13 protein-coding genes are annotated in these 13,334 nt (G+C 68.2%); 3 read left to right on the top strand and 10 right to left on the bottom strand.

Going from position 1 to position 13,334, the window contains the following annotated elements; translation table 11 throughout:
- Positions 1 to 3: 3 nt before the first annotated feature.
- A complete protein-coding gene (locus AC1PZ7_RS11480; RefSeq protein WP_482355362.1) occupies positions 4 to 1,518 on the bottom strand; it encodes an efflux RND transporter periplasmic adaptor subunit in 1,515 nt (504 codons plus the stop codon).
- 270 nt (positions 1,519 to 1,788) lie between these two features.
- Between AC1PZ7_RS11480 and AC1PZ7_RS11475 the strand changes: the two genes are divergently transcribed.
- A complete protein-coding gene (locus AC1PZ7_RS11475) occupies positions 1,789 to 2,361 on the top strand; it encodes a hypothetical protein (RefSeq protein ID WP_482355361.1) in 573 nt (190 codons plus the stop codon).
- Between the two features lie 69 nt (positions 2,362 to 2,430).
- On the opposite strand, the gene AC1PZ7_RS11470 is transcribed toward AC1PZ7_RS11475, so the two are convergent.
- The 4 genes from AC1PZ7_RS11470 to AC1PZ7_RS11455 form a co-directional block, all read right to left on the bottom strand.
- The gene (locus tag AC1PZ7_RS11470) at positions 2,431 to 2,832 is read right to left on the bottom strand and encodes a hypothetical protein (RefSeq protein WP_482355360.1); all 402 of its coding nucleotides are present in this window, start codon (positions 2,830 to 2,832) and stop codon (positions 2,431 to 2,433) included.
- Between the two features lie 85 nt (positions 2,833 to 2,917).
- Complete coding sequence (locus tag AC1PZ7_RS11465) at positions 2,918 to 3,355, bottom strand: hypothetical protein (protein WP_482355359.1); 438 nt, start codon at positions 3,353 to 3,355, stop codon at positions 2,918 to 2,920.
- Between the two features lie 132 nt (positions 3,356 to 3,487).
- Positions 3,488 to 4,996 (bottom strand): ABC transporter ATP-binding protein, encoded by a 1,509-nt coding sequence (locus AC1PZ7_RS11460; protein WP_482355358.1) that lies wholly within the window; start codon positions 4,994 to 4,996, stop codon positions 3,488 to 3,490.
- An 8-nt stretch (positions 4,997 to 5,004) separates the two neighbouring features.
- The gene (locus AC1PZ7_RS11455) at positions 5,005 to 6,192 is read right to left on the bottom strand and encodes a hypothetical protein (RefSeq protein WP_482355357.1); all 1,188 of its coding nucleotides are present in this window, start codon (positions 6,190 to 6,192) and stop codon (positions 5,005 to 5,007) included.
- Positions 6,193 to 6,287: 95 nt separating this feature from the next.
- Here AC1PZ7_RS11455 and AC1PZ7_RS11450 point away from each other — a divergent pair, with 95 nt between their 5' ends.
- Entirely contained in the window at positions 6,288 to 6,722 is a 435-nt protein-coding gene (locus AC1PZ7_RS11450; RefSeq protein ID WP_482355356.1) for a DUF6524 family protein, read from the top strand.
- 5 nt (positions 6,723 to 6,727) lie between these two features.
- Here the strand turns inward: AC1PZ7_RS11450 and AC1PZ7_RS11445 are convergent, their stop codons facing one another.
- Positions 6,728 to 7,336, bottom strand: coding sequence for a hypothetical protein (locus tag AC1PZ7_RS11445; RefSeq protein WP_482355355.1), 609 nt, complete (start codon positions 7,334 to 7,336; stop codon positions 6,728 to 6,730).
- A gap of 11 nt (positions 7,337 to 7,347) precedes the next feature.
- On the bottom strand, positions 7,348 to 7,707 hold the full coding sequence (locus AC1PZ7_RS11440; protein ID WP_482355354.1) for a hypothetical protein: 360 nt from the start codon (positions 7,705 to 7,707) through the stop codon (positions 7,348 to 7,350).
- Between the two features lie 186 nt (positions 7,708 to 7,893).
- Between AC1PZ7_RS11440 and AC1PZ7_RS11435 the strand changes: the two genes are divergently transcribed.
- Positions 7,894 to 8,088, top strand: coding sequence for a hypothetical protein (locus tag AC1PZ7_RS11435; RefSeq protein ID WP_482355353.1), 195 nt, complete (start codon positions 7,894 to 7,896; stop codon positions 8,086 to 8,088).
- A gap of 10 nt (positions 8,089 to 8,098) precedes the next feature.
- Here the strand turns inward: AC1PZ7_RS11435 and AC1PZ7_RS11430 are convergent, their stop codons facing one another.
- The 3 genes from AC1PZ7_RS11430 to AC1PZ7_RS11420 form a co-directional block, all read right to left on the bottom strand.
- On the bottom strand, positions 8,099 to 9,526 hold the full coding sequence (locus AC1PZ7_RS11430) for a COG4223 family protein (protein ID WP_482355352.1): 1,428 nt from the start codon (positions 9,524 to 9,526) through the stop codon (positions 8,099 to 8,101).
- A 2-nt stretch (positions 9,527 to 9,528) separates the two neighbouring features.
- On the bottom strand, positions 9,529 to 10,158 hold the full coding sequence (gene parA, locus AC1PZ7_RS11425; RefSeq protein WP_482355351.1) for a ParA family partition ATPase: 630 nt from the start codon (positions 10,156 to 10,158) through the stop codon (positions 9,529 to 9,531).
- Positions 10,159 to 10,222: 64 nt separating this feature from the next.
- Positions 10,223 to 13,330, bottom strand: coding sequence for an efflux RND transporter permease subunit (locus AC1PZ7_RS11420; RefSeq protein WP_482355350.1), 3,108 nt, complete (start codon positions 13,328 to 13,330; stop codon positions 10,223 to 10,225).
- Positions 13,331 to 13,334: the final 4 nt, after the last annotated feature.

Below are 13,334 nucleotides of genomic sequence, written 5' to 3'. Positions count from 1 at the left end.
CTCCTATCGGATCTGGTTGAGTAGGCTGGCGCCTTCGGTGACCACGCGCGCGCCGTCCGAAAGCCCCGATTCGACGACCATCTGGTTGCCGGCGATGCGCGTGGCGCGCACCTGCCGCGGCATGAAGGTCTCCGCCCCCGTGCGCTCCCAGACGATGGAGCGGCCGTCGGCGTCGCGGATCACGCTCGACGCGGGAACCGGGATGCCGGCGATGGTGCGGTTCTGCTGCACGATCACCGTCACCGGCTTGCCGACCGACAGCCCCTCATGCGCACCGACGACGCGGAAACGCAGCGGAATTGCCTGATTGCTCAGCGTCATGCCGCCGCCGATGAATTCGAGCGCAAAGGCGCGCCCGTCGCTCGTCACCGCCGTCGCCGAACGCACGTTCTGGGCGATCGCCGGATCGTAGGCCGCCGCCTCGACCCACAGCGAATCCGGATCGACGATCTCGAACACGATCTGGCCTTGGCTCACCGTGCCGCCGACGACGGCCGAGACCTTGGAGATGACGCCGTCCGCCGTGGAGCGCAGGCTCTCGCGGCGCTCCAAAGCGCCCTGCAGCGACACCAGTTCGCGCCGGTAGCCGTCGATCTGCACCTTCATCGCTTCGATCTTGTTGGTGCGGTAGCGCACGAACAGCACGTCGCCGAGCCGCTCCATCTGCTTCTCGGCGAGCGATATCTGGTTGGAGAGCTGCTGGATCCGCGCCTCGATCTGCGCCCGCTCCGACACGGTCACGGTCGGCTGCAGATAGGCCAGCAGGTCGCCGCGCCGCACCCGCATGCCGAGATAGGGGAAGGAGCCGGCATGCGCTTCGATGATGCCGGCGAGCGAGGCGTTCACCGAGGTGCCGGTGGACGGGTCGGTGATCACATGGCCGGGAATCTCGTAGGCCATGGCGACGTCGGCGCTGTGGCTGACGGCCCAGCGCACGGAAAACACGCGCTGGGTCGACATCGGCAGGAAGGCCGAACCGTCGGGCCGGCGGTGCGGCGTGTCGCGCAGAAGGTCGAGCGCCGCGCGCGGCTGGGCCTGCGGCGGGACGATCGCGGAGTCCAAGGCCGCCGTGTCAGGCGCCGAGGGCGCCGATGCGGCCTTGGCACCGGCCGCCGGGGACACGTCCTTGAGCGTCCCGCCGCCGGCAGGCACGCTGTCGGAAAGCGAGGCGACGCGGTAGCTGCCATCCGCCGCCCGCGTCCCCCGGCTCTTGCCGGTCGGGGCGGGAAAGGCGGCCGTCGTCGTTTCGGCGTTGCTGGCGAGAATCGGCACCACCGGACTGACCGTCACGCCCCGCGACGTGCCGCCCGGAACGGACGCATCGCGCATCAGCGTTTCGCCGGCCGGGGTGCTCACCGGGGAAGAAGTGGGATCCTGAGCCGGCGGATTGATGCCGAAATCACCGCTCTCGTTCTCGACGAAATAGCGGGCGACATATTTCGTACCGACCTCGGTGACGATTCCGGTCGCGGCAATCGTTGCGGCGAAAACGAGCGTGGTCACAACGTAGTAGAGCATGATCGTCCCGCGGCCGCACAATCCGCCAGTGCCGTAGCGCACATCTCAGGCCTGTGCCACGACACTACCACGTTCATCTTGCGAGGCGAACAGATTTGGGGATTTGACAGCGGAGATGACGTAGGGTTTCGGCGAATAGGGTCGGATCCATATCCAGATACCCCTCAACGCTTCGGGCGACCGCCCGCACACCCCCTTACCGACGCGAATGCGCTTGATATGAAGCCGGCGCCGCATATTGTCGGAGCATCTTCCTCGGTGGACCACGCAATGATCAGGCCCTTCGCGAACCGGCTCCATCGCCGCCCCCTACGACAATGTGCGGCCGCCTTGCTTGTCGGCGGTGCCCTGCTGCTCGGGCTGGCTGCGGTGTCGTCCGGGCCGGCCGCCGCTCAGGGGATCGCCAGCGACATGGATTTTCGCGGCATGACCTCGCTGCGGATCACCGCCAGCCCGACCACGGTGGAATCGCTCGACTGCGGCCTCGAATCCACCGGGCTGGTACGTGAGCTTCAGCGCCAGTTTGAATCGGGCGGCATGAAGCCGACCGATTCCGACGCCGCGCTGGGGGTCATCACCATCCTCTCGGCGCGCGACAGCGACCGTGGACTGTGCAACTCGACGATCATGCTCGGCGCCTACAAGAAGGCGTCGTTCTTCGACAAGGATGTGGGCTGGATCCGCAGCGGCTACGTAGTGGTCTGGCAGAGCGCCGTGCTGGTCGCCTCTCCGGCAGAATCGCACGCCGTGCAGGTGCGCGATGCGCTGACGCGGCTCGGCGACGCGCTGCTCGGCGACTGGCTCACCGCCAATCGCCCCGCCACATCGGCCGTCAGCCAGTAAGATGTGGCCGTCACGACGGGCTCGCCCGCCATCGGCGTTCCGGCCGCCCCGGCACGTAAGCGTGCGGGATTACCGGCCGTACATCCAGCCGCCAACATAGCCACCGATGACGGCGCCGACGGCGGAAACCGCCACCTGCCCTACACCGGCCGCATAGCCGGCGCCCGCGCTCAGCGTGCCCGCGCCGGTGCCCGCCGCCGCCATGGCCGAGCCGGCGACGCCGGCGGTCAGCATGTTGGCGACGACGATGCCACCGACGGCACCGACCGTTATGGCCATCACCCGATAGGGATCTATGGCGTCCGGATCCGTCGGCACCGGCACGGTGCTCGACAGAGAAGGCACCGGGGCGGCTTCGACCGTAGGCGCCGGAAGGGTCGCCGGCGGCGCGCTCTGCGCGGCGACCGGAGCGACCAGCACGCTCATCGTGCCAAATGCGGCAAGGGTCAGGACGAGGATCGACTTTCGCATGGTCCGCTATCCCCCAGAATGCGCCGCCGCGCCATATGCGCAGGGCAAAGCTTGGAATCCGGCGCCGGGTACCGCCCGGCAACGCCTAAACCGTACGGAAAGGAAGCGAAAAGCCCGAAGCCGGCTTCTTTTCCTTGCCAATCTTATCATACCACCCGCGCGACATCACCATGGTCCGCTTCGGACGGAACTGGTTCTGCTCCATCACCTGCTTGACGTAGAGCCGCGCCTCTTCCTCGCTCAGCACACCGCCGGCGAGCTCGTTGTAGAGCGCCGTCGCCTCGCGGAACTTCTTCTTGTTGATCTTCTTTCCCTTGCCGCCATAGCGCGACAGGATCGGCAGAATGCGGCTGTCGACCTCGCGTTCGAGGCGGATGGCCTTCTGCTGGGCGACATAGAGCACGATGCCGCGTGCCTCGTAGGGATCGAGCCCGAACTGCGATATGCCCTGCTCGAGCAATCGGCGTTCTTCGGACTTGGAGAGGAACGGACGGTCCAGCGCCGCCAGCTCCACATAGCCCATGAACCGATCGCCTGCCGTGTCTTGCCTAGGCATCACTCGTCCCGCTTCCGAAGAACCGCGCCGACGCCGGCGCCGCTCCCACCCCTTTACCGCCCCGCCGCACGACGCCGACGCGACCGAACCCCACCGGCGTCATCGCCAGAACTGCAATATCGCGAAGAACGCGTGCGAAAGCAGCGTCAAAGATACGCCGATCACGATCGCCTTGGCGATGGCGTTGTTGATCGATACCACGAACAATTTCGGGCGCAAGCCAATGTATATCGCCGCGCCACTGCCGAGTAGCGAACTCAACACAATCTTGGCTCCCACCCAGCCCAGCTGCCGGTAGAGCGTCGGACCGGCCTCGATGAGCCGCCGGAAATAGTTCTCCTGCCAGAACTCCGGCGGCTGGTCGGGAAAGAACAGCAGCCAGGTCTGCAACGCCGACCAGGAGGCGGTCGCGAGTGCCGCCACGGTGAGCAGGGCCAGCGACAGCGTGTTGGCGACGAGGATCGACACGATGAGATAGCGTAGCCCCGGAATGGCGAGGTTGCGCATCGCCGGAAGCTGCGCCGACAGCGTGCGGTTGCCGAGATCGGCGCAGATCACCGCGCTGTTGCGCGCCACCACCAGGATCGAGGCGATGAGCGGCACCGAGATCGTGGTCTGCACGAAGCCGATGCCCGCCAGCGTCTCGTCATGCAGGATCGACTTCAGATAGCCGCCGAACGCATGGTAGTTGAAGCCGAACCAGATCGACACGAAGCCCAGTATGGCGCCGCCCAGCCCGAGATAGGCGAGCATGAAGGGCGAGGCGCAGAGCACCCAGAAATACTCGGCGAAATAGCGCGCGAACCAGCGCCACGGATGGCCGCGACGGGCAATGCCGCGCCAGGCCGAGGCCGCCGGCGCCGGCGTGCCCTTCTCGGCGGCGGCGAGCGCGCTCTCGCCCTCGATGTCGAGCCCCCGCATCGCCCGCTCGATGGCGGTCATGTCCGGTGCCACGGCCCGGATGGAACGGCTGCGAGTGTCGAGTAGAAGCACCCGGTCGGCAAGCGGCAGCAGGTCGTCCACATGATGCGCGGCGATCAGCACCGGCGTGCCGCGCTCTATGCAGATGTCCTTGATGATGCCGGCGAGCCGCCGCGAGGAGATGATGTCGAGGCCGGAATTTGGCTCGTCGAGGATCAGGATCGGGTGGCCGGCGATCAGCGTGCGGGCGATGGCGACGCGCTGCTTCTGCCCGCCGCTGCACGAGGCGATGGTCTGCTCCGGTCCGATATCCGACAGCAGCGACATGATCGGCGTGGCGTCGTAACCGCGGGCCGACTCGGGCGCATGATCGGCGGCGATCCGCACATTCTCGCCGGCGCTGAGGTCGTCGAACAGCGCATTGCCCTGGAAGACGAGGCCGCACATGTCGCTGCGGCTGGTCGACAGGTCGATCTCGCGCTCGCCATAGCTGAGGCGTCCAGAGATGCGCCATTCGCCGTTGCGCTCGTCGAGCAGGCCGCACAGCGTGTTGATCACGCTGGTCTTGCCGCTTCCGCTCGGGCCGATGATGAGCACCAGCTCATGCGCGCCGACCTCGAAATGCGCGTCGCGCACCAGATCCACCCCGTTCGGGGTCGTGATGGTCAGGTCGCGGATGGACAGCATGAGCCCGCTCACTTCCCCGCCCTCAGTGGTTCGAGCATCACTGCCGTATCGCTGTCCATCGCCTTCAGGCGCCGCATGTCGTCCGGCGTCACCAGCATGATGAGCGGCGTGCGCGAGGCCACGGCGAACGCCTTGAAGACATGGGCGGCCAGGGGATTGAGCGTGCTCTCCGAACCGAGGCCGCCCAGATGCTGGGGCAAGGCGCCGGCGAGCGCGAAGAGCGAGTCGGTGAAGGGCCGCAGCATGGCCCGCAGACGCACGTCCCAGAACATCTGCGTGACCACGGTCGGCACCCGCGGATCGCGCATCAGCGCGTCGATCGAGCCGATGACGATGCGCTCCGTCAACTGCCGGGCTTCTGCCGTCTCAAGCTGCGACCGGCCGAAATTCAGCAGCACCTGCTGCAGGCGCGGATCGGCGAGGGTCTCGGTCATGGCGCGGATCGCCGGCTCGTAATCGAGCTGGTAGCCGAAGGGCACGCCGAGCGCGTTCGCCCAGTTGGCGCGCAGCATCTGCCAGATCGCCGCGGAGAGACGGCTGACGAGAATCTCACGGACCTGCCCGTCGAGCGCCCGGCGCATCGCCGGCTGGGCATTGGCCAGCAGCGCCTCCACCGCCTTCTGGGTGCGCTGGTCGCGCCAGGCGCTGGAAATCGCGTCGGTCAGCATCGCCCGCAGCATCGGACGATACTCATTGGTGAACACGTCGGAGGTGATGATGCGCTCAATCGCCTGCGCGGCGTTGTCCTGCACCTGCGTGATGCGGTGACGCAGCTGCGCCTGCGAGCTGTCGGACGCCGCCGCCCACAGCACGCCGAGGCTCGGATCGGCCAGGATCGCCTCGGTCGCCTCGGCATAGGCGCCCATCGTGCTGGGGAACAGGTCGACGCGGACGCGTCCGTCCGGCCCGATCGTCGCCACGCCGTGCCGGACGACACTGTGGTCCGGCTTCATGACGAAGACCGGCACCGTGCCGGAATAGGTGATCGTCAGCGGCGGCGCCTCGCGGAAATAGAGCACGCGCTCATTGCTCGGCGCATGCGGTAGCACCCGCCACGCCGCGCCGACGAAGCCGGCGATGATCCCGAGGGAGACCAGCATGCCGCCGGCATATTGCAGACGTGGGCTCAGCGACGGCAGGCGTATGGCAGACAGGCGCATGGCGGACAGGCGCGCGAACGGTCGGCGCAACGTCATCGCGCCGCCTCCGCCACGCGGGTGGAAACGTCGCGATTTGCGCCGCCCCGCCGAGTCTCTAGAATTGCCGGCAATACCGACAGGAGAAGCGACCCTTGCGCATCCGCCGCCCCCGCCCGCGCAATTTCGGCTTCACCATGTTCACGACGCGCCTGCTCGGCACGCTGTTCCTGGTGATGTCGACCTACAATGCGAGCGGCTATTCGCTGATGCACTGGATCGGCGAGCGCTGGTCGCAGGACTGGCTGGTGCAGCTTCCGATACTCTGCCTCTACGCGATCATCTATGCGTTGCTGATGCGCGTCGTGCTGCGGCAGTTGCGCCCGCCGGGCATCGCGCTTTCCGTCGCCTTGCTCGGGTCCCTGGCCTATGTGCTGGTCGACGCAGGCATCGTGCCGCTGGAGGACGGGCGCGACCTGCTGCCCATCCTGCTCTACATGCTGGGCGGGCTGATCGCCATCGGCATCTGCTGGGCCTCGGCCTGGGTGATGCTGACGGGTCAGGTGAGCGTCGACAATCTGAACGCCTGAGTGAATCACGCCGTACGCGACCTCAGCGCGAGAAGGGCCGTCATGCCGGCATAGATGGCGATGGCGAGACCGGCCAGCAGCAGGCCGGAGACGGCCGAGCCGGGCGCGTTCATCTTGCGCGTGGCCGTCGTTTCCGTCGAACCCTGCGGCAGGTTCAGCGTCAGCGTATCGGTGCCGTCGCGCTCGCCGATCTTGTAGCTCAGCTCCAGATCGTTGCGGCCGGCGGCGAGCATGACATCGGTGGCGACATAGGTGCCGGGCGCCACCTCCTCGAAGCTGACGGGCACGAAATCGATCGTCATCTCGATCTGGGCGCCAGACGTCGGCTGGCCGTCCGCATAGCGCTGGAGGAACAGCACCAGCTTGCCGCGATCATAGGCGAGCACGGCCTCCTGGTTGCCGATGCGGGCTTCCGTGCGCGGGGCCACCGAGATGGTGCGCGGCGCCGGGCCGTGGTCGTGCCCCTCCTCGGCGAGGGCACTGCCGGCCACCGGCGGCAGTGCCTGCGCCAGCGACAGGAAGGCCACCGCCGCCAGCGCGGCCGCCTTGCGCCCATTCCGCTTCCCGTTCCGCATGTCGTCCACCGAGATATCGTCCACCAGAATGTCGTTCACCACGTCACCGCCTACCAGGTCCAGGGCCGCCGGCCGAAGGCGGCGTCGATCTGGCCGTCGGTGCGATAGAGCGCCTGCTGCCGGCGCTCCTCCGAGCGCAGATCGTCGATCAGCCAGCGCCAGAAGCGCATCCCCCGGTTCTGGTCGCGCGCACTGCCGAGCAGGATGCGCATCACCGACAGCGTCACCTGATGCTCGCGCTCGAACTGCGCGCGCAGCCAGCGCTCGCGTTCCAAAGCCGCCTCCGCCTCGCCGACCGGTGGCTCCGCCGCCGGCGGATCGGGCCGAATCGGTTCGTCGCCGAGGCCGGGCGCCGGCGCGGCGGAAACACGCTCGCCGGGCGCGCCGGCGTCTGGGGTTGGCTCGGTCATCGGCCACGGCCTCGCTCGGCCGTCGGACCGGCCGGCGCGAAGGCGCACGGCGGCGCGGCGGCACGACCGGCATCATGAGCCCTTCCCGTACGGGAGCAAGAGCCAACGGGACGGGCGGAAGCAGCGAACCCTCCCTTTACGCGGGCGGGTGCCGTTCCTATTGTCGGGACTGCCCGGAGGTCGCGCATGTTCTACCTCGTTCCCGTCGCCGTCATCGTTCTCGGCCTCGCAGCCGACCTGCTGGTCGAAATCTCGGCCGAGCTGTCGAGCGAGATGCTGCTGGAAGCCGATGCCGGCGTGTCCGCGCAGGGCGCCCGCATCGTCGGCGGCAACATCATCGACATGCGGCCGGAAGCCTCCCTGCCCGGCGCGACGAAGTAAGCGTCGGCCCTCATGGCATGGTCGCCTGCGCCGGCGCCGCCGGGTCAACCGGCGACGCATCCGTCGATAGGGGATCCGCCGGCACCGTCGCGCTCACCGGATCCGGCGTCGCAGCCGGTGCCAGTGTCGCGGGCTCGTTGATCAGCGGCGGCGTGGTCAGCGGATCGGTGGCCAGCGGATCGCGCCCTCCCGCCGCCGGCATTTCCTTGATCACCCGCTCGCGCAGCCGGTCGACGACGATGCGGGTCATCTCGGCGATGGCGGTCTCGTTGCGCAGATAGGTGCGCGCGGCCTCCAGCCACGGCGCCATCGTCACCGCCGATGGCGGATCGAGATCGCGCAGCGCGCTCACCGCGCCGGCGACGTCGCCGGTGATCAGCAGCGCATTGGCGCGGGTGACGGCGAGATTGGCCATCTCGGCCTTGTGCGATTCGGTCGCCAGGCCGACATAGCGGTTCATCAGCGACATGCCGTACTGGTAGTAGCCGGCCGGGTCGCCAATGTGCAGCTTCGCCGCCGCCACATAGGACGGGAAGACGCGGTGAAGCTCGGCCGCGTTCGGCACGCCGGTGCGGGCGGGACCCATCAGCTCGGTGAGATAGCCGGTGAACAGGTCGTCGCCGCCCGCCATGGCATAGACGTTCACCAGCTCGGCCTCGAACGGCCGGCCGGAATAGAAGGTCGAGCGCAGCTGGGCGAGCGCCACGGCGAAGACCGGCGAGCCGATGCCGACGGACGGATCGACACGGCGTGCCTCGGCCGCCACGGCCTGCCTGAGTGCATCGAGCGCCTCGGACTGCCGGTCGAGCCGCGCAACCGCCGCGCCCTGCTCGTCGAGCATCTGCGCGATCTCGTTGTTCAGCTTGCCGAACTGCGTGCCGGTGCCGCGCAGGTCCGTCTCGATATGGGCGACGCGCTCGGACAGAGGTGTGATGCGCGCGTCGATCGACGGCACCCATTGCGGCAGCAGCCAGGCGACGAGCGCAGCAGCGATGGCGCCAGCCGCGGCGCCTCCCGCGAGACCCGCCCATGGCGGCACGGCCGGACCGGACGAACGCGGCGCGGAAGCGTCGGGAACCTTCCCGGTTTCGGGGTGTGCTCCGACAGCGGCGGGCTCCGGCGCGGTCCCCGTGGCTTCGCCCGCGGCGGCAGCGGCGGCGAGCGGCACGGCGGCGGCCAAACTCTGGACGACGGCCGGCACTACCGGGGGGGCCTCGACAGGTTCCTCCGCGACCTTCGCGTCGGACGCCTCGGAGACCGGCGCGGCCTCTTCCGCCGACGCCTCCTCCTTGCGCGTCTCGCCCTGGCGCAGCCAATCCTCGATCGAGGCGGGCGTCGGGGCCAGCGCGGCGGTCTCGTCCGCGCCGTTCGCGATCTCCGTCTCGGCGCGGGGCACCAGCATCGGCTTGGCTCCAATCGTGACGCGCTTCGCCGTCATGCTCATTGCTCCATGATCTCGGCGGTCAGAGCCGCTATCTCGCTTGCCGCCGCGCCCCGGCGGTCAAGTTCGCGCACCAGTCGCCCGGTCGCCACGCTTTCGACGAAAGCAATCCGCTGGCCAATGACGGTGTTGAGTGCCGGAATTCCGTCGTCGAAGGCGTTGCGCACGTCGCGCCCGACCACCGTGCCGGTGATGCAGCGATTGACCACGAAGACGGCCTTCAGCGCCGGCTTGAACATCCGCGCCTCGTTCACCAGCTGGACGATCTCCATGCTCGCCCACAGATCGTAGGACGAGGGCTGGACCGGGATCAGCACGAGGTCGGAGGCGAGGATGGTCGAGCGCGCCAGCGCGGTGACGCGCGGCGGTCCGTCGATGACGACGTGGTCATTGCCGCGCGCGATGTCCGGCACTTCCTGGTGCAGCACCTCGCGGGCGAGGCCCATCACGGAGAAAAGCCGCGGCAGGCCGCTCTGCGAGCGGGTCTGCGCCCAGTCGAGCGCCGAGCCCTGCGGGTCGGCGTCGACCACCGCGACGCGCGCGCCATTGGCCGCCAGCTCGCCGGCGATGTGAGTGGCGAGCGTCGTCTTGCCGACGCCGCCCTTCTGGTTGAGCACGCCGATGATCATGCCGCGCCTCCATGACGAGGCCGGACAGGAATGAGGACGGCCCCGCGGCCCGCCAAGGCTGGCATCAATAGGCTCCCTTCAGCTGTGTCTCGGAGGCCTCGGCCAGCTTGTCCAGCGCACGCGGCGCGAAGCGCTGGAACAGCAGCGGCGTGAGTACCGTGTCGAGCAGGGTGGCGCTCATCAGTCCACCGAAGATCACCACCGCGACCGGGTGCAGGATCTCCTTGCCCGGCTCGTCGGCACCCATCAGCAGCGGGATCAGCGCGACGATGGCCGAGGCGGCGGTCATCAGCACCGGCACGAGGCGCTCATTGGCGCCGCGGACGATCAGCTTCTCGCCGAAGACCTCGCCCTCGTGGTTCATCAGGTGGATGTAGTGGTTGATCTTGAGGATGCCGTTGCGCGTCGAGATGCCGGCCAGCGTCACGAAGCCGACGATGGAGGCGATCGACAGCTCGACGCCGCTGATCTTCAGCGCCAGCACGCTGCCGATCAGCGCCAGCGGCACGTTGGCCATGATGATGCCGGCCAGCAGCACCGACTTGAAGCGGGCATAGAGGATCGAGAACACCAGCAGGAAGGAGATCGTCGCGAGGCCGGCGAGGCGCAGCGTCGAGCGCGCCTGTTCGGCGTAGACGCCCTCGAACACGATGAAGTAGCCCGGCGGCAGCGCGAGGTTGCGCATCATCTCGCCGATCTCGCCGGCGACGAGATTGTCGGCGGTGCCGTCGCCATTGGCGGTGACGAGGATGCGGCGCTGGTTGTTCTCGCGCAGGATCTCGTTGGGGCCGGAGGTCTCGGAGACGCGCGCGATGGTGGAAAGCGGCACCTGCCCGGCCGGCGTGTCGATCAGCAGCGCGCCGAGCTGGGCGGTCGAGCGGTCGGCCTCGCCGAGCCGCACCACGAGGTCGAAATGCTTGATGCCGTCGATGACCTCGGTGATCTCCTCGCCATTGGTGAGCTGGGCGATGCGCTGGGTCAATTCGCCGGGCTGCACGCCATAGAGCAGCGCGCGGTCCGGGTCGAAATGCACCTGGATCTGCGGCACCGGCACCTGGCGCTCGATGTTCACGTCGGTCAGACCGGGAATGGTCTTGAGCCACGCCTCGACGTCGCGTCCGATGGTGCGCAGCGTGTCGAGGTCGGGACCGAAGATCTTCATCACCACCTGCGCCGAGACGCCGGTGAGGATGTGGTCGATGCGCAGCGCGATCGGCTGGCTGATGCTGAACGAGCCCGGCAGCCCGCCGAGGCGCTCGCGCACATCGGCCATCACCGCCGCCAATGGGCGCTTGTCGCGCCGCAGCTCCAGCTCCAGCTCGGTCACATTGACGCCGAGCGCGTGTTCGTCGGCCTCCGAGCGCCCCGTGCGCCGGCCGACTTTCACCGCCTCGGGGATCGCCTGCAGCAGCTTCTCGGCGGTGGCGGCGATGCGGCTCGATTCGTCGAGCGAGACGCCCGGCTCCAGCATCATGGTGATGACCAGCGCGCCCTCGTTGAAGCGCGGCAGGAAGGAACGCGGCAGTGTCGGCACGACGGCGGCGGCGACCACCACGGCGGCGATGATGCAGGAGAGCACCGGCACCGGATGGCCCAGCACCCAGTGCAGCAGCCGCGTATTGCCCCGCTTGATCGTCCGCACGAGCACATTGTCGCGGTGCTCGATGCTCCTGGCGTTGGGCAGCAGGAAGGAGCACAGCACCGGCGTCAGCGTGATCGACACCACGAGGCTCGCCAGGATCGAGACGATATAGGCGATGCCGAGCGGCACGAAGAGCCGCCCCTCGATGCCCGGCAGTGCGAAAAGCGGCACGAACACCAGCACGATGATGGCGGTGGAATAGACGATGGAGGAGCGCACCTCCTGCGAGGCCGAGGCGATGATCTCGATGGCCGGCAGCGGCACCGCCTTCTGCGCATTCTCGCGCAGGCGCCGGTAGATGTTCTCGACGTCCACCACCGCGTCGTCGACCAACTCGCCGATGGCGATGGCGAGGCCGCCGAGCGTCATGGTGTTGATGGTGAGGCCGAGCCAACGCAACACGATGAAGGTGGTCAGCACCGACACCGGGATCGCCACCAGCGAGATGGTGGTGGTGCGCACGTTGAACAGGAACAGGAACAGGATGATCGCCACCGCCACGATGGCCTCGGTGAGCACCTGCTCCAGATTGCCCACTGCCGCATGGATGAAGTCCGACTGGCGGAACAGATACTCGTTCACCACCGTGCCGGGCGGCATCGAGCGCTGGAGATCGGCGAGAACCTGCTCGATCTCGGCGGTCAGCTTCACCGTATCGGCCTGCGGCTGCTTCTGCACCGAGATGACGACGGCCTCGCGGCCCTCCAGCCCGGCCGAGCCGCGCCGCTGCTTGGGCTCGAAGGAGACGCCGGCGAACTGGCGCAGCAGCACCGGCTGGCCCAGGCGATGGTCGACCACGACGTTGCGCAGATCCTCGAGGTTCTGCGTGCGCGACACGTTGCGGATCAGGAATTCCTGGTTGCCCTGATTGACGACGCCGCCGCCCGTGTTGGAACCGAACGCCTGCAGGGCCTGCCGCAACTGCTCGACCGACACCCCGAGCTGGCTCATGCGCAGCATGTCGAGGGTGACGCGGTACTCTTTCACCAGACCACCGATGGGCACGATGCGGCTGACGCCGGGCACCGATTTCAGCCGCTGGCCGATGGTCCAGTCGGCGAGCTCGCGCAGCTCCATGGGCGACATCGTGGTGCTGGAGACCGCCACCAGCATGATCTCGCCCATGTAGGACGAGATCGGCGCCATGATCGGCCGCACGCCGACCGGCAGCTCAAGCTGCACCGGGCCGAGCCGCTCGGCCACGATCTGCCGGTCGATATAGATGTCGCCGTTCCAGCCGAACTCGACGAAGACGATGGAAAGCCCGGTCGTCGACGAGGAGCGCACGCGGGTGACGCCGCTGGCGCCGGCCATGGCGGACTCGATGCGGGCGGAGACCTGCACCTCGACCTCTTCCGGCGCGAGGCCGGGCGCCTCGGTGACGATCGTCACCAGCCCCTTGTTGAGGTCGGGCAGCACGTCGATCGGCAGGTTGCTCAGCGAGATGCCGCCATAGACCATGCCGCCGGCGAACAGCACGATCACCAGCAGCCGGGCCCGCAGGCTGATATTGACCAGGAAAGCGAACATGTGG

Source organism: Ancylobacter sp. TW_SC_1 (assembly GCF_056836805.1).
This window is presented reverse-complemented; position numbering and strand designations above follow the sequence as displayed.

Coding starts and splice junctions, on each gene's coding strand:
- AC1PZ7_RS11435 (WP_482355353.1), top strand. CDS start 7,894: ATGTTCTACCTCGTTCCCGTCGCCGTCATCGTTCTCGGCCTCGCAGCC.
- AC1PZ7_RS11455 (WP_482355357.1), bottom strand. CDS start 6,192: ATGACGTTGCGCCGACCGTTCGCGCGCCTGTCCGCCATGCGCCTGTCT.
- AC1PZ7_RS11460 (WP_482355358.1), bottom strand. CDS start 4,996: ATGCTGTCCATCCGCGACCTGACCATCACGACCCCGAACGGGGTGGAT.
- AC1PZ7_RS11465 (WP_482355359.1), bottom strand. CDS start 3,355: ATGGGCTATGTGGAGCTGGCGGCGCTGGACCGTCCGTTCCTCTCCAAG.
- AC1PZ7_RS11475 (WP_482355361.1), top strand. CDS start 1,789: ATGATCAGGCCCTTCGCGAACCGGCTCCATCGCCGCCCCCTACGACAA.
- AC1PZ7_RS11480 (WP_482355362.1), bottom strand. CDS start 1,518: ATGCTCTACTACGTTGTGACCACGCTCGTTTTCGCCGCAACGATTGCC.
- AC1PZ7_RS11430 (WP_482355352.1), bottom strand. CDS start 9,526: ATGACGGCGAAGCGCGTCACGATTGGAGCCAAGCCGATGCTGGTGCCC.
- AC1PZ7_RS11420 (WP_482355350.1), bottom strand. CDS start 13,330: ATGTTCGCTTTCCTGGTCAATATCAGCCTGCGGGCCCGGCTGCTGGTG.
- AC1PZ7_RS11470 (WP_482355360.1), bottom strand. CDS start 2,832: ATGCGAAAGTCGATCCTCGTCCTGACCCTTGCCGCATTTGGCACGATG.
- parA (WP_482355351.1), bottom strand. CDS start 10,158: ATGATCATCGGCGTGCTCAACCAGAAGGGCGGCGTCGGCAAGACGACG.
- AC1PZ7_RS11440 (WP_482355354.1), bottom strand. CDS start 7,707: ATGACCGAGCCAACCCCAGACGCCGGCGCGCCCGGCGAGCGTGTTTCC.